This window comes from Pararhizobium sp. DWP3-4 (genome assembly GCF_049898205.1).
GTDB lineage: Bacteria > Pseudomonadota > Alphaproteobacteria > Rhizobiales > Rhizobiaceae > Pararhizobium.
Window position 1 is genome coordinate 1 of sequence record NZ_JAFCXF010000028.1, and the last position, 17,931, is coordinate 17,931.

Annotated in this window: 15 protein-coding genes and 2 pseudogenes; 10 read left to right on the forward strand and 7 right to left on the reverse strand. The window is 58.8% G+C overall.

Annotated features, from left to right (window positions below; translation table 11 throughout):
• Positions 1 to 1,814, forward strand: a 1,814-nt coding sequence (locus tag ACP7E6_RS28940) for a BID domain-containing protein (RefSeq protein WP_426233568.1), incomplete at its 5' end; no start/stop codon positions are given.
• Positions 1,815 to 2,277: 463 nt separating this feature from the next.
• Here ACP7E6_RS28940 and ACP7E6_RS28945 read toward each other — a convergent pair.
• Positions 2,278 to 3,192 carry a LysR family transcriptional regulator gene (locus ACP7E6_RS28945; protein ID WP_426233570.1) on the reverse strand — a complete coding sequence of 305 codons (915 nt, stop codon included), beginning with the start codon at positions 3,190 to 3,192 and terminating at the stop codon, positions 2,278 to 2,280.
• A gap of 196 nt (positions 3,193 to 3,388) precedes the next feature.
• On the opposite strand from ACP7E6_RS28945, the gene ACP7E6_RS28950 reads away from it, so the two are divergent.
• Positions 3,389 to 3,607, forward strand: a complete 219-nt coding sequence (locus ACP7E6_RS28950; RefSeq protein WP_426233607.1) for a helix-turn-helix domain-containing protein — start codon at positions 3,389 to 3,391, stop codon at positions 3,605 to 3,607.
• Positions 3,608 to 3,886: 279 nt separating this feature from the next.
• Here ACP7E6_RS28950 and ACP7E6_RS28955 read toward each other — a convergent pair.
• Positions 3,887 to 5,160, reverse strand: a pseudogene (locus tag ACP7E6_RS28955) (alpha/beta hydrolase).
• 388 nt (positions 5,161 to 5,548) lie between these two features.
• Between ACP7E6_RS28955 and ACP7E6_RS28960 the strand changes: the two are divergent.
• The 7 genes and pseudogenes from ACP7E6_RS28960 to ACP7E6_RS28990 all read left to right on the forward strand — a co-directional run.
• Positions 5,549 to 5,932, forward strand: coding sequence for a hypothetical protein (locus ACP7E6_RS28960; protein ID WP_426233572.1), 384 nt, complete (start codon positions 5,549 to 5,551; stop codon positions 5,930 to 5,932).
• 30 nt (positions 5,933 to 5,962) lie between these two features.
• On the forward strand, positions 5,963 to 6,355 hold the full coding sequence (locus ACP7E6_RS28965; RefSeq protein WP_426233574.1) for a hypothetical protein: 393 nt from the start codon (positions 5,963 to 5,965) through the stop codon (positions 6,353 to 6,355).
• Positions 6,356 to 6,474: 119 nt separating this feature from the next.
• A complete protein-coding gene (locus ACP7E6_RS28970; RefSeq protein ID WP_426233576.1) occupies positions 6,475 to 8,445 on the forward strand; it encodes a DUF3604 domain-containing protein in 1,971 nt (656 codons plus the stop codon).
• 50 nt (positions 8,446 to 8,495) lie between these two features.
• A complete protein-coding gene (locus tag ACP7E6_RS28975) occupies positions 8,496 to 9,383 on the forward strand; it encodes a peptidyl-prolyl cis-trans isomerase (protein ID WP_426233578.1) in 888 nt (295 codons plus the stop codon).
• The gene (locus tag ACP7E6_RS28980; RefSeq protein ID WP_426233579.1) at positions 9,380 to 10,360 is read left to right on the forward strand and encodes a HupE/UreJ family protein; all 981 of its coding nucleotides are present in this window, start codon (positions 9,380 to 9,382) and stop codon (positions 10,358 to 10,360) included. Before ACP7E6_RS28975 ends, ACP7E6_RS28980 begins: the two co-directional genes overlap by 4 nt.
• A 367-nt stretch (positions 10,361 to 10,727) precedes the next feature.
• Entirely contained in the window at positions 10,728 to 10,868 is a 141-nt protein-coding gene (locus tag ACP7E6_RS28985; RefSeq protein WP_426233581.1) for a hypothetical protein, read from the forward strand.
• 478 nt (positions 10,869 to 11,346) lie between these two features.
• Positions 11,347 to 11,853 (forward strand): annotated as a pseudogene (locus tag ACP7E6_RS28990) (sugar phosphate isomerase/epimerase family protein); the annotation flags it as partial.
• 166 nt (positions 11,854 to 12,019) lie between these two features.
• On the opposite strand, the gene ACP7E6_RS28995 reads toward ACP7E6_RS28990, so the two are convergent.
• The 3 genes from ACP7E6_RS28995 to ACP7E6_RS29005 form a co-directional block, all read right to left on the reverse strand.
• The gene (locus ACP7E6_RS28995) at positions 12,020 to 12,934 is read right to left on the reverse strand and encodes a sugar ABC transporter substrate-binding protein (protein ID WP_426233583.1); all 915 of its coding nucleotides are present in this window, start codon (positions 12,932 to 12,934) and stop codon (positions 12,020 to 12,022) included.
• 73 nt (positions 12,935 to 13,007) lie between these two features.
• Entirely contained in the window at positions 13,008 to 13,760 is a 753-nt protein-coding gene (locus tag ACP7E6_RS29000) for an ATP-binding cassette domain-containing protein (protein ID WP_426233585.1), read from the reverse strand.
• Positions 13,757 to 14,755 (reverse strand): ABC transporter permease, encoded by a 999-nt coding sequence (locus ACP7E6_RS29005; protein WP_426233609.1) that lies wholly within the window; start codon positions 14,753 to 14,755, stop codon positions 13,757 to 13,759. Before ACP7E6_RS29005 ends, ACP7E6_RS29000 begins: the two co-directional genes overlap by 4 nt.
• 243 nt (positions 14,756 to 14,998) lie before the next feature.
• On the opposite strand from ACP7E6_RS29005, the gene ACP7E6_RS29010 reads away from it, so the two are divergent.
• Positions 14,999 to 16,072, forward strand: coding sequence for a LacI family DNA-binding transcriptional regulator (locus ACP7E6_RS29010; protein ID WP_426233587.1), 1,074 nt, complete (start codon positions 14,999 to 15,001; stop codon positions 16,070 to 16,072).
• A 41-nt stretch (positions 16,073 to 16,113) separates the two neighbouring features.
• Here ACP7E6_RS29010 and ACP7E6_RS29015 read toward each other — a convergent pair whose 3' ends face one another.
• Both ACP7E6_RS29015 and ACP7E6_RS29020 read right to left on the reverse strand, forming a co-directional pair.
• Complete coding sequence (locus ACP7E6_RS29015; RefSeq protein WP_426233589.1) at positions 16,114 to 17,118, reverse strand: ABC transporter permease; 1,005 nt, start codon at positions 17,116 to 17,118, stop codon at positions 16,114 to 16,116.
• A gap of 23 nt (positions 17,119 to 17,141) precedes the next feature.
• Positions 17,142 to 17,882, reverse strand: a complete 741-nt coding sequence (locus ACP7E6_RS29020; protein ID WP_426233591.1) for an ATP-binding cassette domain-containing protein — start codon at positions 17,880 to 17,882, stop codon at positions 17,142 to 17,144.
• Positions 17,883 to 17,931 lie beyond the last annotated feature (49 nt).

A 17,931-nucleotide genomic window follows, 5' to 3' on the forward strand; every position in this document is an offset into this window, starting at 1 on the left:
CTCTCAACGCAAGGATCCGGCGCGCCATGCAAGACAAGGGCGCGCTGGCGCGGGGAGAAAGTGTAGGACCTGGAGGCGATGGCCACCGCGGAGAAGAACCCGGCCGCCTCGGCCGTGAAATGACGTTCGAGACGAATGACGGCAAGCGATCATTTGCAGCGGGAGACCGGATCGTATTTTTGGAAAACAACCGCGACCTTGGTGTCAGGAACGGCATGCTTGGAACGGTGCAGACCGTCGAACCGGAAGCAATACACGTTCGGCCTGACAGTGGTGCTTTATCCGGTCCGGAGCATAACCGTACCGTCTCCATACCCGTAAAAAGCTATCAGGCCTTTGACCACGGCTATGCGACGACGATCCACAAGACGCAGGGAGCAACCGTCGACAAAAGCTTCGTGCTCGCCTCAGAAACCATGGACCGGCATTTGATTTACGTTGCCATGACGCGGCATCGCGACAGTGTGCGGCTTTACGTCGATGGTCACGAGTTCGCCGATCGCAAGGCTGGCCGCCTGGTCGAACATGGCAAGGCCCCGTATGGACAGGATCCACAAAACCGCGACAGCTATTTTGTAACGCTGGAGACAGATACAGGCAAAAAGCAGACGACCTGGGGTGTGGATCTCGAGCGGGCGTTGGCGGCGAGCGGAGCGAAAGCCGGAGACCGGATCGGCCTTGAGCACAATGGATCGCAAACCGTGCGGCTGCCGGGTGGTCAAACAGCCGAGCGTCATTCATGGCTGGTCAGAATGGGTGACGAGCTTGCCGTTCAACGTCTTGGCCAACGCCTTAGCCGGGACGGCACGAAAGAAACGACGCTCGACTACACCAGCGACTTTGCCGCCCGGCGCGGTATTGCCGCCCGGGTTGCCGTCGCGAGTGAGATCGCTCTCGGGCGTAACGTAAACCAAAGGCAGGATTATCGTCTCGCTGCTGGGGATCCAGCAGGCGACATTCAGGGCGAGGTATGGGGCGAGCACGGCGGTGTTGGCGACCGGATTGGCTCTGATCGCGCCGGCGAAGATGGCCGAGATGGTCAGCGGTCGGCCCTCGAGAAGCCCGCACCGCTCGTGCCTGCTGTCAGGGATTATGCTTGCAGCATTGAGGACGTTTCCCGCGCCAACGCCATGCCGGCGTTCGACAGGCATTGGCAGTCGGTACAGTCCGTTGCCGAGCTCGTTTTTACCAATCCCGGCGAGGTCACAGACCGGCTGCGCATCGCGATCATCGAACAGAAAGGCGACGGCAGGGCACTCGGCAAAGCGCTTGTCGAGCGACCCCAGCAGTTTGGAGATCTGCGCGGCAAGACCGGATTGTTCGGTGACAACAAAGACCGCAAGCAGGCGCACCGGTTTGCGCGGTCGGTGGCTGCACATGTCGAGGCATCGGCAGGCACATGGCACCGGCGCCTGCAGGAAGAACGCAGCGCCGAGACGTGGGTCAGAGAAAAGCGCGATACGGTCGAGGTGCCGGGTCTGACACGCCAGAGCGCCCAGCTTCTTTCCCAGATCGATACTGTCGCGGTCACGCAGCGCAATCGCTGGATCGATCACCTGCGATCAACAGCGGATGGCACGCAGGCACTGGATGAGGCAAAGATCGTCAATGATGCCTTGCACCAGCGGTTCGGACACTCCGATCCACGCAACTTTGCACCAGAGCTCAGCCGCAATACCGAGCTGATGAAACAGGCTGACAAAATCATCAATGTTGCGCGCATCGTCGAGCGCACCCGGATGGCCGAACTCTCTCGAGACCATACCCTCAAACAGGAGCTGTCACGCTCGAAAGGTTTGGGATTGAGCCGATGACAAACTGGCTCATTCATTGAAGCAAAGCCAACCGCTGAAGCCACTGCCTGTATCTACCGTTTCTCAGATCACATATGTTATGGGTCGGACGATGGCTGGCAACCTGCTGTACAATCCAGGCGCCGGCGGTCAAATGGTCCGGCAGGGAGCCAAGAGAAAACCCTGCGTGGAGCGACTAGTTCCTGAGCCTGCGAAACATCCCGGCGAAGCGGCCAAACTCTCCCTCCTTGTCCTCGAACCAAGCGTCCAACGCACGATAGGCGATCGCGGTGGGTGCTTCACTTCCATAGAGGGCGTGTGCCTGGGTAATCATTAACTCATCTGACAGATCGCCTTGGCTGGGGGCGTGCCTGTTCGTCTGCTTCAGCTTCCTCGATCGTTGATTGCGCGCCACTAAGTCTCCCATGTCTGAGTGATTGTTAATGTTCGCCGGACGCTTCGGTGCCAGAACTGTTGCTCGAACCTATCGCAAGGCCTCAACCGAAGGGTGTCTTTGATGCCTGACCAGCGAGCGGGCAATATCGATGATATCGTCCCGCGAGGCGGTTGGATCCTCCATATTCCAGGCAACTCCCATGCCGATCCTGAAATCCACTCCCCTCACCTTTCGGAGCTCGAAATTACGGTTGGGGAAATCTCTCGTCCATTGCGGCGCAAAGCCAATGCCGAGACCGGCCGATACCAGCGAGATCAACGCAAATGTGTCGTCGCAACTATACGCGATGTTGCGGGCTAGATCATGCTCGGCAAACATCTCCGCGAAATAGCGTTCGGTATAGGAGAGGTTTTGGCGTGAAAATGAGATGATCTTCTGATCCCGCAGGTCCTCGATGCCGATCTCGGCCATTGCAGCAAGCCGGCTGTCCCTGGCGACGGCCAAAAGATACTCGTCATTGGCCATCGAGAAGAACCGCAGGCTGCCAATATTCTCTACCGGCCGGATGAAGCCGAGGTTGATCTGGCCAGATTCCAGACCACGGATGATGTCGCTGGTTGAGCCGCTCTGGATCTGCAGCTGGATGTCGGGATATTTTTTAGCGATCTTCGACAGGAAGGCCGGCAGCACGCCGATGGTGGCCGGATAGATGGTGCCGATTTTAATCTTGCGCACGGTCTTGCCGGCAGCCGAGCGCGTCGCCTGCGCGCTCATGTCGATATCGCTCAAGATCCGCACGGACCGGTCATAGAAGGTCTGACCTGCTACCGTCAGCTCGACACGCCGTGTGGAACGGATAAAGAGCTGCACGCCCAACTCCCGCTCCAGCGCCTGGATCTGGGTGGACAACGCCGGCTGGGCAATATGCACCCGAGCCGCTGCCCTGCCGAAATGCAGTTCCTCGGCAACCGCAACGAAGTATGTGAGTTGGCGTAGTTCCATGATGCCAACTTCCTAGAAGTTAGTGTGGGTGGAAGTATGATACGCGCAGCGGCTCGCACTCCCGGGTGGGAGCGATTATGATCATGACGAATCGTTTCAGCACAATTGCAGGCTGAACCGAACCTACAGCGCATTAATCGCCCTGTAAAGGCGAAAACGACATTTGGTGGCGATTTTGGTTTCAGCTCAATGCAGAATGGCACGTGTCGCGCTGGGATGGACGGTCAAGCAACTTGCTGAAACAGCAAACGTGTCTACGAACACTGTGGTCCGGCTCGAACGCGGCGAGGAGCTCAAGACACGCACGATCACAGACATTCGTCACGCGTTTGAAGGGGCGGGAGTTATCTTCATCGACGGGCACTATTCAGGATATGGCGGGCCAGGTGTCAGGTTGCGGAGCGTCGGTTCTTAAGAAACTGTCCTGTCAAAGCCGTTCAAGATATGATCCTTTCAGGACGCCAATCTGCCAAGCACATTTGAATATGCTTGTCTTGATGGGAACCGAACCATCGACACGCGCCTTAGATTCCCTAAGCGATTGAAACATTAAGAAATTCAGAACAGCGGAATGTCCACCGCGGCACAAGCATATTTATGGAACTTCGACGAAACAAGGATCCCCACCATTAGAAAAAGCGAGGCGAGTATCATACGGGCGAGCCCGGAAAATCGACGGTTGTGACCATTTTCATTACTTCTTGCAATTCACCGATTGAGAAGTTCGGCATGCCTGAACAGGTCGCGACCGCGACACACTTAACGGCCCCAGCGCCTCTACCTGGCTCGAGAAGTTTTCACGCGTGTCGGCATCGACGATGGCGACAGGCGCGGCCAGGATAAGCCCCGCTGCGTTCCCGGCCGCTGCGGCGGTGCCTGTTGTCGCTGCCAGAATCGTATCTCCGAGACCGACGCGATTGTCTGTGAGCGTCTGGCCGTCGGAGATGCGCGCACCGATGAGCCGCACGATCTCAGGGGACTCAGCGAATTTCCCGTGGTTGAGGCTGTCGCCCGCCTTCACCTTCGTAAGGTCTATGACGGTAATTTTGTTGTCGGCGAGTTCCTGCTTGTAGGGTTCCGTTTCGGGATCGATCGAGCCGAGGCGAGCGACATCGCCCCAGACACGGCGTGAGACGGCGAGCGCCTTGTCATCTCGCGATACAAACAATGTGAACTGCGGATGCGGGTCGCCCATGTCAACAATCTGTGAGCGGAAGACATCGACGTCGACGTCGGGGGCCGCGAGCATGACGTTCTTGAATTTGGTCGGAAGCCCACCGTTGCGGATCGCCATTTGCCGGAGCGCTTCGAGCGTCAACCAATTGCCCATCGAATGCGCCAGGATCGAGACTTCCTTCACTTCCGGGTCCTTGGCAAGATACTGGAACAGGTTCTCCAGGGCATTGCGTGTATAGTTGGTGCTTTCGCGGTCGTAACCGTATGCGAGCAGGCTGCCACGCGACGGCCACGTCACGAGAATCGGCGCACTGTGGACGCCAGAATCGCGGACGATCTGGGCAAAGCGGTAAACGCTGTCCTCGAATTTGGTGTTGAAGCCATGGATGAACACCAGGGCGCTACCATCCGGCGTTTTCTTGACCGACGTGCTGAGCCACGCCTTGGCGGCGTCGATATCGATCATGTCGGTCTTTAGCGCGCGAAGTCGGTTGCAGGGTTTGGAGGCAACTTCTTAGGCCAGGCAACCTCCCCGACTTTACGCGCACTGTCCGGAGGAACCGAGACTGTGATATCAGCAAAGTTCGGCGCACGCGCTCGCTCGCCTGTGAACATCTCGCCTTGGACCGTCGACTGGCTACGGGTCGTCGCGATCAGCATATCGACCTTGTGAGACTGCGGAGCGGTATCAGCAACGGGCGTCAGCACATTCTTCGGATGGCCCCCGCATCCTGCCAAAGCCGAAACCAGGACACACGCCAAAAGGTTTCGGCCGCGATATGACTGACCAATTTTGTCGCATCGATTGCTGTGGTCCACTGAAAATCCCCATTCCATCCTCGGCCATCTGCGCCCCCGCCCTGATGTTTCAAAGGGTTGTAGCTTTGAATAAGCGAACCCGCGAGTCTGTTTTTTTAGATAGTCAAATGTTGCGACACCTCGGTTCGCCTATCAAAGACGTAGACAAAGCTATGCGCAGTTCGCTACGCTCACTTCAACGACCAATCTATTATATTTTTTCTTCTTTTATGGTCCGCTAGTACTGCTATTCTCCATCAAATTTCTCGAAGCCCAAAGTTTTTGGCCATGTAACGTACAGTAACACAATCCCCAGAGGCTGCATGAACCCCATAACAACGGCGGCCGGCGAGCGTACTGCATACCAACCCCTTCTGACAGGATGGAAAACAATGAACCCGGTGAATCACTTAAAAACGCGGTGACCGTTACTGCCCTTCTCATGATGGTGGCGACGCTTATCCTGCCCGCATCGCCTGCCGAAGCCCGACGTGTCGCCGCAGGATGCGGAACACGGGGTTGCGCCGCAGTGGGACGCAATGGTGCTGTCGCGGTGCGTCGCGCCCCGGTCGCCCGTCGCGTTGTGGTCGTCAATCCTCATCGCTATTGGCGTACGGGCGGTGCGATCGCGGCGGGAGCCGCTGTCGGTTTTGTGGCGGGGGCGGCAGCGGTGTCACTGGCTGGAACACCTCCGAAGCCGGGTTACGGCTGGTATTACACGTCTGCGAACAAGACAACGGGCTTCTGGGATATCTGCCCTAAGTAGACAAACGCGCGCACCGAGGAGGATAGGCATTTGATCTATAGAGGACTTCTCTCGGTGACGGGTGTGGTCGAAGCGGTAACGGGGGTGCTATTGCTGGCTGTTCCCGCAATTATGGTCCAATTGCTTCTGGGTGATGCGTCGTTGAACCGAGGCGGCGCGGTCGCCTGCCGCATCGCCGGGGCGGCCTTGATTGCATTGGGAATTGCTTGCTGGCGCGGCGAAGCGGGTGGAGCACGCAGGGCCGATCGGGGCGTGGTAGGTGCAATCCTCTTTTACAACATCGCGGTGATCTGCATTCTCATTGCTGCCTGGATAGCTTCGGGCATTGCCGGCATTGGATTTTGGCCCGTTATCCTAACCCATGCGGTATTGGGCGGTTGGTGTGTGATTGCCCTATTGAAAGCCGTTCAAGGATTAACGTGAAGCCAGTAATATCAGCTATTTTTTTGAATGCAGGTCCTGTTGCCGCAATCGGTCGGGTGTGCTGAATTGCATTAACCGTCGGCGGCAGGGCAATAAACCAATACAACAGGGAGGGTCAGATGCGCAAAGTAGCGGTGCAGTTTGGTGGAGTGCTCGGAATCGTAGCCGCCGGAGGCCTGGTTGTTCTGGTTAGCCCCAGTCGGGCGTTGGCGCAGGAGCCTGTCCGCACCGACGTCGGCGACATAGACGCTACCACTGGCATAGACGTGTTTCCCAAGAAACGTCCCTACTCCCCATGGGCAGGTCGGAACTTTCCGATGCGACCGCTGTTCGGCGACACACACCTGCACACGGCGCTGTCGTTCGACGCCGGAGCCGGAGGCGCAAGGATTGGGCCGCGCGAAGCCTATCGTTTCGCCAAGGGAGAGGAGATCACCGCCTCGAGCGGCCAGCCTGTCAAACTATCGCGTCCGCTGGACTTCCTCGTTATCGCCGACCACTCCGACAACCTCGGATTCTTCTCCGATTTCCTCGCAGGCAAACCGGAAATCCTCCAGAACAAGCAAGCCAAGGCCTGGTACGAAAAGATACAGAACGGCCAGGGAGCCGAAGCTGCCTACGACATCGTCATGTCGTTCTCACAAGGGAAGTTTCCGAAGGACATCTATTACGGTCCAGGTTTGCCTGCATACAGATCAACTTGGCAGAGCATCATCGACGCTGCCGAGGAGGCGGACGAGCCGCGCCGCTTTACCGCCCTCATCGGGTATGAGTGGACTTCGCTTGCGAAGGGCAACAATCTTCATCGCAACGTAATCCTCAGGGACAACGGCGACAAAGCCGCGATGATCGAACCGTATACGACGCAGCCCCCTCTCGGCAGCAATGACCCACGCGATCTGTGGAAGTGGCTGGCGAACTACGAGGACAAGACGGGTGGCCAGGCGCTCGCGATCGCCCACAACGGCAACCTCAGCAATGGCACGATGTTCCCCATCGTCGAGTCTTTCACCGGAAAGCCGATTGACCGCGAATATGCAGAGCAGCGTGCCCGTTGGGAAGTTCTGTATGAAACGACCCAGATGAAGGGCGACGGGGAGACGCACCCACTGCTCTCGCCGAACGACGAGTTCGCCAGTTTTGAGCGTTGGGACAAGGGAAACCTCGACCTCAGCGAAAAGAAGACGCCGGACATGCTCCAGTACGAGTACACGCGGTCCGCTTTGCAGACCGGCCTGCAGCTCGAAACCGCGCTGGGGGTTAACCCATACAAGTTCGGGCTTGTCGGCAGCACGGACTCGCATACGGGTCTCTCGACCGCCGACGACGACAATTTTTGGGGCAAGATAACCGCCAACGAACCGAACCCAACGCGGGCGGAACATCCTTTCATGCAAAACAAGGCGCTCGGCCTCGCCATCACGGGCTGGGAACAAACGGCCTCTGGGTATGCCGCTGTTTGGGCGCAGGAAAATACTCGTGCCTCGATCTTCGACGCGATGAAGCGCCGCGAGACCTATGCCACAACAGGGCCACGCATGGCAGTCCGCTTCTTTGGCGGGTTCGACTTCGAAGAAGCTGACGTGAAGGGCCGCAGTCCGGCTATCGCTGGATATACCAAGGGTGTGCCGATGGGCGGCGACATCGGTCCGGCAACGGACGGCAAGACCCCGACATTCCTTGTTGCCGCACTCAAGGACCCCATTGGGGCTAACCTTGACCGCTACCAGATCATCAAGGGGTGGATAGATGCTCAGGGAGCAGTGCACGAGAAGGTTTATGACGTCGCCTGGTCGGATGATCGTAAACCAGGGACCGACGGCAAGCTTCCTTCGGTCGGCAATACCGTCGATGTCGCCAATGCGACCTGGACAAACACGATCGGCGCATCCGAGCTGATCGGTTACTGGAAGGACCCCGAGTTCGATCCGGCGCAGAAGGCGTTTTATTACGGGCGTGTCATCGAGATACCAACCCCCCGTTGGACTGCCTACGACGCCAAGTATTTTGGCGTGAAGATGGCACCGGAAGTACGCATGGAGACGACCGAGCGGGCCTATACGTCGCCTATTTGGTACAATCCTTCATGAGCAACGGCGGCTAAAGCTGTTGTCAAATGCCGAAAGTGCAGGAGGTCGAAATGACTGTCGTCCGCAGGATCGTCGGCGAACCGCTCGTACATTTTTTGTTGGCGGGTGGCGTAATCTTCGCTTCTTACGCGCTGATCAACCAGTCGCCTGTCGCTCAGGACAAACGGTCAATCGAGGTCGGGCAAGGACAGTTCTCTCAATTGTTCGAGACGTTCTCGCGCACATGGCAGCGTCCGCCGACCAGGTCGGAGCTCCAGGGTCTTGTCGATGGTTATGTCAAGGAAGAGGTCTTTTACCGGGAGGGGCAGGACATGGGCCTCGATCTAGATGACACGATCTTTCGCCGCCGGATGCAGCAGAAGCTGGAGTTTCTGCTGGAACCCAGCGCGGAGGAAATGACGCCCACCGACGGCGAGCTCGAAGCGTATTTCCATGAACACGCAGGAAGATACGAGCAACCGACGAAGCTGGCATTCCAACAGATATTTTTCAGAAGTTCCCGCCCCGGCGACGAAGGCGAATTAGCGGCAAAAGCGTTACTGGGAAGACTTAGTGCTGGCTCGGTCGATATTGATGCGGAGACTTTGGGAGACGCTTCGATGCTTCCGTCTGGCATTGGCCTGACCGACGGAAAGGATGTCGAGGCGGTGTTCGGCCGTGAATTCCTCGTCGGCGCGCAGTCGGGGACGGTAGGAAAGTGGTCAGGACCGTTCCGGTCATCCTACGGGGCTCACCTGGTTTTCCTTAACCAGAGTGTTGCGGCGGGGGGCACCACGCTCGCGGTGGCGCTGGACAAGGTTCGGCTTGACTGGGAGAGTGACCGGCGGAGGGAAATCACAGACAAACGATACGCCGAAATGAGGGCTAAGTACGATGTCAAAGTCCTCTGGCCTGCCGAGCAAGCATCGTCCCTCGTCAGCAGTTCCGGTGTCGAATGATCAGGCTCGTTCTATTCGCGCTCGCGTGCCTTGCTTGGGCGGTTACAGCGCAAGCTCATGAATTGCGGCCCGCGTTCCTCCAGATCGATGAAACGGCTCGCGGGCAATATGCGGTCACCTGGAAGGTGCCCACTCGCGGTGAACTGAAGATGGCCCTCTACCCCCGTTTTCCGAGTATTTGCCATCAGCTTTCGGAACCCGTTGGAGGTTTTGTCGAGACAGCCTATGTCACACGCTGGCGCATGGAATGCGACGGTGGACTGGCAAAACAATCGATCTTTGTAGATGGGCTGTCGTCTACATACACCGATGCTCTTGTCAGGATCGTCAACCTCGACGGAAGTGTCCAGACAAGCCGCGTCACGCCGCAATCCCCCGAGATGATCGTAGCCGCCCAGCCGGGGGCTCTCGAAACGGCCCAAACCAATTTTGTTCTCGGGGTTGAACACATCATAACGGGCTTTGACCACCTGCTCTTTGTTCTCGCCCTTCTCCTTCTTATCCGAAACACGCGGTCATTGCTTTTGACGATCACCGCGTTCACGGCTGCTCATTCGGTAACGTTGGCATTTTCCGCGCTTGGCATCGCATCGGCTTCGCAGCCGCCTATCGAGGCTTTAATTGCCCTTAGCATCATGTTCGTCGCCGCCGAAATCCTGCGTGACAACCAAGTCAATCTTTCCAGCCGATATCCATGGATCGTCAGCTTCCTGTTCGGGCTGCTCCATGGCTTTGGATTCGGCGGTGCGCTCCGCGAGATCGGGTTGCCACAGAAAGATGTACCGCTGGCGTTACTGACATTCAATTTAGGCGTCGAGGCAGGCCAACTCGTCTTCGTCGGGGTTGTCCTCGCAGTCATGGCCAGCCTGCGGGCGGCGCTTGCGCTCGACGTTTCGCGACTGCGTCCGTGGCTTGCCTATTTCATCGGCACGGTCTCGGCGTTCTGGTTTGTCCAGCGTCTGGCGGGGTTCAGTTAAGCTGGCGAGGAGGACGAGGGAATGCGCTGGAGGTCAAGCGGATGGGCGTATGCGACGCTACTTGCCGGACAAACCGCGGCAGCCGCTGCTCTGTTTGTAATCGTATTTCCGTTGTTCCGGCAAATCGTGACGCATCTGGGAGAGCGGCAGGAACTAAGCCTTTCTCAGCAGGCCCTCATCATGACCATCGCGGCCGTGCTTCACGTATTATACTGGGCACGCCTCAAGTGGGTAGCCGTCGTCGCGCCGTTTCACAACGTTTTCGCCGCGCACCTGTGCTCGTTTGCGAGCCGTGTAAGCTTCTTTTTTGGAGGCGCACTGTTCTCAGCCCTCTTTTTTCAGGCACCTTCCGGAGATAGACGCCCTATTGCCCGTTGGCCAGACCTTGATCAGAACGGTGTACGTGCTGGTGGTGCTGTTCGGGCTGTTCTGTTATTCGCAGGAACTCGACCGCCTCGCCAAGGCGTTGGAGGACCCGGCGTCAGAAATCAAACAACAGGACCTTTAAAGGGTCATTCGTTCTATTGCTGACCATGATCCCATCACGGTGATATTGCCTAGAAGCAGAAGATTGCGATGAAGAACTGTGCATCCACGGACTCGCCGTAGATTCTCACCAAACAGCACTTGGGAGCGGTACGATCTCCTGCGCCTCGCCGGATCGCTAAAGGTTCGCATCATGAGAGCCGCAGGTCTGAAATGGATGATCCAGATCACCCGCCACGGCTTGCAGGTCTCTTCAGGAACTCAGCCGTGGGGCCGATATCGATCCACTACGCCTGGAGGGCGTCCCCTCGAGAAAACAAGGGTGTTCGTAGACTTCTTCGCCGAGCTGTTCCAGCGGGAGCGGTATCCGGAACGGTTTGCGGGAAGCCTCGGGTAGCGGAAGCTAAGTATTCTCGCCTTGAACGGATACGAACCGGCGGCCATCATTTTAGGTGGGGTGTATTGAAACGCTACCTACGTTGGCAGACGCCACGACGCTGAGCGGGCCGAGCGCGGCGGAACTCAAGCGATCGGTCTCCTGACGGCACGTGTTCGGTGAACATGTGCAGCAAAGCGCGGCGTCACGATCGGGCTTGAGGCGCTGAACCGCTTTGAATGTTACTGTTTAATACGATGGAAGCTTGCGGCCCATATCGACGCAGTCGAGCATCCGGATATCCGCGCCATGTGCGACACGTTCCACAGCAATATCGAAGTGGCCGATCCCATCGGCGCTTTCACGCGAAACAGCGACTGCATCGTCGATGTCCACATTTCGGAGAACGACCGTGGCGTACGGGGGCGTGGCAACATTCCCTGGGCGGAGACGTTCAGGGCGCTGCGCACGAGCGGCTACGACGGCTGGCTGACGATCGAGGCCTCGGCCGGGCGCTGAGGGACCTTGCAGCCGCGACAAAGGTCTGGCGCGACTTTTCTCCGAGACGCCGGAAGCGGTCTATCGCGAAGGCTACCGCCTCATCCGCGCTGGATGGCACGCGGCGGCATAACCGCGCTGAAATCGTTCGCACATTCGCTGATCCTCCATCGCATCAGCAAAAATGTCTCTCAAACAGCAGCAAGCATAAGTCGGAGCCCAAAAACGATCCAGTTATGAGGGATCAGACCCTGACGGAGGGGCCTCTGCCGTGACAGCGGCCCCTCGAATTGGCATTCCTACTTGAATTCGGAAATGTTTTTGAGAGTGACAAGAGCGGCACCCGAGTCGATTAATGACGGTACTTTTCCCCCCGCAATGGAGCGGACGAGCGCGTCGACGCCCAGTTCAGCCATCTTGGCGGGGAATTGGGCGACAGTGGCGTCCTCGATACCGGCGGTCAGCGCCTCTTCTTCGCCGCAGCAAAAGTCGAAGCCCACCAAGACGATCTTGTCGGAGGCGATGCCGGCATTCTTGATGGCGCGCGCAGCGCCGGCCGCCGGAGGACCGCAGGCCGCATAGATCGCCTTGAGGTCGAAATTGGCCGTCAGCAGATCTTCCGCCACCGAGATGCCGAGTTCTTCGGTGCAATTGGTGCCATTACGGCCGACGACGTTCACGGCAAGACCGTCCAGACCCTCCAGCATTCCCTTGACACGATCATCGAGCGCCGGAACGCCCGGTACCCCCTCCAGGATGCCGAGCGTATCGCCGGCGGAAAGCACCGACTTCAGATAGGCTCCGGCAATCTTACCGGCATTATAGTTGTCTGTGGTCGCCAGTGCCGCGGCATTCTCCCAGCCGGGAATGGAGTTATCCATGAGCACCACTTTCACGCCGCTGGCGATGGCCTTGTCGAGTGCTGACGTGACCGTCGGGTCCACGGGGGTGATAGCGATGCCTTGGACCCCCTGGGTGATCATCGATTCGATCAGGGCAATCTGCCCTTCGATGTCGGTGGCCGAAGCGCCCTGACCATAGATGATTTCCACACCCGGATTGGCCTTGGCATAGGCCTTGGCTGCATTCTCCATCGTGGCGAAGAACGGCACTGGAAACTTGGTGATGAAGCCCAGTTTCACATCTGCCGCGATTGCCGGAAAGGCGATGGCGCTTCCCAGCGCCAGCCATCCCAATAGACGTACGAGTTTCATGGTAGTCCTCCCGTTGATGAATGCCTCTTTCAGGCAACCGCTCCGCCACCGGAGGCCCGGCAGGCGAACCTCCTCATTCAGCCCCGACGATCATCGCCACCAGATCCTGCTGGTTGGACCGGTTGGGCTTTTCGATTTCGCCGACCTTGTGCCCCTGCCGCAGCACCACGGCGCGGTCGGCCAGTTCAACGACATGCTCCATATTGTGGGTGATCAGGATCACCGCGTTCCCCTCGTCTCTCAGGTGGGCGATGAGATTGAGAACCTTGCGGCTTTCGCGCAGGCCGAGGGCAGCCGTGGGCTCATCGAGAATGACGACCTTGCGGGCGAACACAGCCGCGCGTGCAACGGCGATGGCCTGCCGTTGCCCGCCCGACATCAGAGCCACCTGGGCGTCGAATTTGGGCAACTTGACCTTGAGCCTGTCGATGACGGCCGCAGCCTCCCGGTCCATCTGCCGGGTGGCCAGGAACCGGGCGCCGCGTGGCAGCCAGCGCGGGAACGACAGCTCCCGCCCGCAGTAAAAATTCTCGGCCGGCGTCAGATTGTCAAAAAGCGCCAGATCCTGATAGACCGTTTCGATCCCCGCACCGCGCGCGGCTGCGGGAGTGCGGATGGCGACTTTTTCACCGTCGATCAGGATATCGCCTTCGTCGAGCCCATGCACACCGCTGACGCATTTGATCAGCGTGGATTTGCCTGCACCATTGTCTCCCAGCAGGGCAAGAACCTCGCCCCGACAGGCCACGAAGCCGACGCCCTTGAGAGCATGGACTGCACCGAAACGCTTGTGCGCGCTACGCACTTCCAGAACGGGTTTGCTCATCCCAGAGCTCCCGCCTGTTTGACCCGCATGCGGGATTCGAGGTGATTGCGCAGCACGTCCGACTCGACCGCCAGCACAATGATCACGCCGATGGCGATGAGCTGGAAATAGAGGTTGACGTTGAGCAGGTTGAGGGCATTACGGATGACGCCGATCATCACCGCGCCTACCAGCGCATGTCCGAGATGGCCGCGACCACCGAGAAAACTGGCACCGCCGATAATCACGGCTGCGATGGTGTCAAGTTCGAGCAGGTTGCCATACAGCGGCGAACCCGCCTCGGTGCGTCCGGATAGAAGGATCGCGCCAACCCCGCAGCAGAGACCGGAGATCAGGTAGGTGGAGACGATGACCTGATTGACCGGAATTCCCATGCGACGGGCGGCGTCGGGCTGGCCGCCGACCGCATAGATCCATCGACCCCAAACCACATAGCGCGCTATGACAAAGACAAGCGCTGCCACGGCAAGGACCACGAAGAAGGAGTTTGGAACCCCGAAGCTGGTGCCCCCGCCGATGGTGGTGATCGTCGCCGGCATTCCGCGCATGGTTGTGTGACCGATCGATAACTCCAGCGCCAGGCCGCGGGCGATGGAGAGCGTCGCCAGCGTGATGATGAACGGATGCGGCAGGCGGCCATAGACATAGACCAGCCCGTTCACCGCGCCCACCGCAGCACCCGCAAGCAGCATGGTGCCCATGACAACGAAGGCATTGTCGGTGACCCGGAACATCAGCGCGCCGAGCACCGTCGCCAGCGCCAGGTTGGCCCCCACCGAAAGATCGATGCCGCGGGTCAGGATAACGAGGTGCTGGCCAAGCGCGACAACGGCGATCACCGCGATTTGCGCCAGGATGTTGGAGATGTTCCCAGGTGTGAAGAAATTAGGGACGCTAAGGCTGAGGATCACCAAAAGCACGACGAGGATGATAACCGGTCCGGCATTGAGGAATTTGAGCGCCACAGACAGGCCGGTCACATGCTCTCGCTCCATACCGCAAGGCGCAGACGAGTTTCCCCTTAAGAAGTTGGCCTCCACATCGCCCCTCCACATCGCCGTCGCTGACAAGCAGACTTATTATTTGCTAATATCATCAATATGTATTTGCAAAGTCAATTGATTTTTTTGGTGATATTATCATATTTATGCGTTGGCCGCGGTTCACTCGGGCTTCACCTGTTGAATTTTTCACGGCTGCATGGCAGATGTCTTTTTCTACGGGGAAATGATCGGTTTATGTCCAAATCCAAGAGACAAGTGAGCGTGGGGCGCCCCACCATGATGGATGTTGCTGCCACGGCGGGAGTCTCCCAGGCCACCGTCTCATTGGTTCTCAGCGGAACGAAAGGCGCGCGGCTTGCCGACGCGACGCGGGGCCGCGTGCTGGAAGCAGCGCAGACGCTTGGCTACCGGTTTGTGCGCCGCGGAACCAAGGCGCCTCCGGGCGGGCAGTCCATCATCGTTTTTGTCGCCGACGAAACCTCGACCGATCCCTGGATGTCGCTCGCCTTCGAAGGCGCCCGTGACAAGGCGCTCGAATACGGCATCAACATGCTTATGGTGGTGAGCCACGGCGATGCCGACGTCGAGACCAATATCATTACGGGCCTAAAGAAGTTGCCCGTTCTCGGCCTGATCTATGGGACGATCCTGACTCGGCTCGTGCAGATTCCTGCGGCCCTTGCCGACCTTAGCATCGTCCTGGTGAACTGCTATGACGAGCACCGCGAGCATCACTCCGTTCTGCCAGGCGATCTCCTGGGCGGCCGCACGGCGACCGAACACCTGCTGCTGTCCGGCCGCCGGCGGATCGGCTTCATCAATGGCCAACAGGGAGTGGACGCCGCTCGCGACCGCCTCAAAGGCTACAAGCAGGCACTGGCCAGCAACGATATCGCTTTCGATCCCGCCCTCGTGCGCCCGGGCAATTGGGAGCCATCGGCGGGTTATGAAATGACGCTGGAACTGATGGCATTGGACAATCCCCCCGATGCCATCTTCTGCGCCAACGACATGATGGCCGTCGGCTGCTTCGACGCACTCAAGCAATTGGGCGCCAGAATACCGGACGATGTGGCCGTTATCGGTTTCGACGACCGCAACATCGCTCAGTACACGCACCCTCCCCTGTCGACCCTCATTCTGCCGCTTTACGAAATGGGACGGACGGCTGCGGAGTTGCTGATCGACGCGGCCGGCGGCTTACACACCAATCCAAGCCGCATAAAGGTCGAATGCGAACTGATTGCCCGGCAATCGACCGCCAGCCGTCGCTTCGACGATGCCGAAGCTACCGTCGCGGCGCAGTAATCGTTTGATGACACCCTCTTGTGCGGCGGCGAGGTGCTTCATCAGCCCGACTGACGGGCGCTGCGAAACCGGTCGAAGGCCACCGCGATAACGATAAACGAACCGACGAAAGCGCCTTGCCAGAAGGTGCTGATACCCAGCAAGATCAAACTGTTGCGGATCACCTCGATGAGGAGCGCGCCCACCACGGCGCCAAAGGCCGTCCCCACGCCGCCGGCCAGATTGGCCCCGCCGATGACGGCCGCCGCTATGACCGAGAGTTCCATGCCCTGGCCAAGATTGGTTGTCACTCCACCCAGCCAGCCCACTTCCAGCACCCCGGTGATACCGGCCGTCAGCGCCGAAAACATGTAGACCGAGACCTTCAGCTGCCGGACAGGAATGCCGGTCAGCTTGGCCGCGTTTTCATTGCCGCCCATCGCGAAGAGGTGCTGCCCCCAGCGGGTCCATTTGAAAAGAAACCCTGTTATTCCAGCCAGAAGAACCAGAACGATGAGCGGGTTGGGCAGACCCATGGTGGAGCCGCCACCCAGCCCCAGAAGCAGATCGTGATCCGGGCCGAACTGGTAGATCATCTTGTTGGTCGACAGCACCATGGCGAGCGATCGCGCCACTGACAACATGCCCAGCGTGACCACGAAGGGCGGCATGCCGGCATAGGCGATCAGCATGCCGTTGATCGCGCCCAACAGGATAGCGATGGCCAGAGCCGTCGGTATGCCGATCCAGAACGGCATGCCCGCCGACATCAGGACGGCCACGGTCATGGACGAGAGCACGACGGCAGAACCCACCGACAGGTCTATGCCGCCGGACGCGATCACCACGGTCATGCCGAGAGCAATAATGCCCACGAAGGCGAAGTTGCGCGAGACATTGAACAGGTTCCGTTCGGTTGCGAATGTGTCGGTTAATAGAGACAGCGTTAGGCAGGCGAGCACTGCGGCCGTGAACACCCAGAAGGTCTGATGGCTGGTGAGGCGCGATAGCGGGCCGCGATGTTCGGACTGGTCGATGACCTCAGCCAGTGAATCTGCTGTTGGCATGGGATTTCTCTTTCCCTGATCGGTCATGCGAATTCGATTGCTCCAGTGATAAGGCCTGTGACCTCTTCAGGCGACGAATCCGCCGCTTTCTTGCTGGCCACCAGACGGCCGCGGCGCAGAACGGCGATCCTGTCGGCAACCTGAAACACGTCCGGCATGCGATGGCTGACCAGCATCACAGCGATGCCGTGATCGCTGAGATAGCGTATGAGATTGAGCACCTCGGCAACCTGCCGCACGGAGATCGCGGCGGTGGGCTCGTCCATCAGGACGATCTTCGCATCACTGAGAAGGGCGCGGGCGATGGCCACGGCCTGCCGTTGTCCACCCGACATACGTCTGACCAGATCGCGGGGCCGGGTCTCGGATTTGAGCCGCGCGAACAGTTCTCCGGCTCTGATACGCATGCGCGCATAGTCAAGGATCTGGATCGGCCCGATGCGCTTCGTCAGCTCGCGCCCCAGAAAGACATTTGCGGCCGCCGAGAGGTTGTCGCAAATGGCGAGGTCCTGATAGACGACCTCGATCCCGGCACGCTGGGCATCCAGCGGTTTGTGAAACTCCACTTTTGTGTCCGAGATGAAGATCTCGCCTGTGCTCGGCGCGAAATTTCCGGCGATGACCTTTACCAAAGTCGACTTGCCCGCTCCGTTATCACCCATCAGGCCGATGACTTCTCCCGGCTCGATCGAAACCGATACATCGCTCAATGCCTGGATTGCCCCGAAGTGCTTGCTCACTCCCTCAAGTCTCAGCGCGCTCATATGCCTCCCTTTCTGCTCGTCTCCGGTTTCGAACCGGTCGATGTAGCGC

What these genes read in the sequence shown, in the direction of transcription:
- ACP7E6_RS28945 (WP_426233570.1), bottom strand. Translation starts at nt 3,192, where the DNA reads ATGGAACTACGCCAACTCACATACTTCGTTGCGGTTGCCGAGGAACTG.
- ACP7E6_RS28950 (WP_426233607.1), top strand. Translation starts at nt 3,389, where the DNA reads ATGGCACGTGTCGCGCTGGGATGGACGGTCAAGCAACTTGCTGAAACA.
- ACP7E6_RS28960 (WP_426233572.1), top strand. Translation starts at nt 5,549, where the DNA reads ATGGAAAACAATGAACCCGGTGAATCACTTAAAAACGCGGTGACCGTT.
- ACP7E6_RS28970 (WP_426233576.1), top strand. Translation starts at nt 6,475, where the DNA reads ATGCGCAAAGTAGCGGTGCAGTTTGGTGGAGTGCTCGGAATCGTAGCC.
- ACP7E6_RS28975 (WP_426233578.1), top strand. Translation starts at nt 8,496, where the DNA reads ATGACTGTCGTCCGCAGGATCGTCGGCGAACCGCTCGTACATTTTTTG.
- ACP7E6_RS28980 (WP_426233579.1), top strand. Translation starts at nt 9,380, where the DNA reads ATGATCAGGCTCGTTCTATTCGCGCTCGCGTGCCTTGCTTGGGCGGTT.
- ACP7E6_RS28995 (WP_426233583.1), bottom strand. Translation starts at nt 12,934, where the DNA reads ATGAAACTCGTACGTCTATTGGGATGGCTGGCGCTGGGAAGCGCCATC.
- ACP7E6_RS29000 (WP_426233585.1), bottom strand. Translation starts at nt 13,760, where the DNA reads ATGAGCAAACCCGTTCTGGAAGTGCGTAGCGCGCACAAGCGTTTCGGT.
- ACP7E6_RS29005 (WP_426233609.1), bottom strand. Translation starts at nt 14,755, where the DNA reads ATGGAGCGAGAGCATGTGACCGGCCTGTCTGTGGCGCTCAAATTCCTC.
- ACP7E6_RS29010 (WP_426233587.1), top strand. Translation starts at nt 14,999, where the DNA reads ATGTCCAAATCCAAGAGACAAGTGAGCGTGGGGCGCCCCACCATGATG.
- ACP7E6_RS29015 (WP_426233589.1), bottom strand. Translation starts at nt 17,118, where the DNA reads ATGCCAACAGCAGATTCACTGGCTGAGGTCATCGACCAGTCCGAACAT.
- ACP7E6_RS29020 (WP_426233591.1), bottom strand. Translation starts at nt 17,882, where the DNA reads ATGAGCGCGCTGAGACTTGAGGGAGTGAGCAAGCACTTCGGGGCAATC.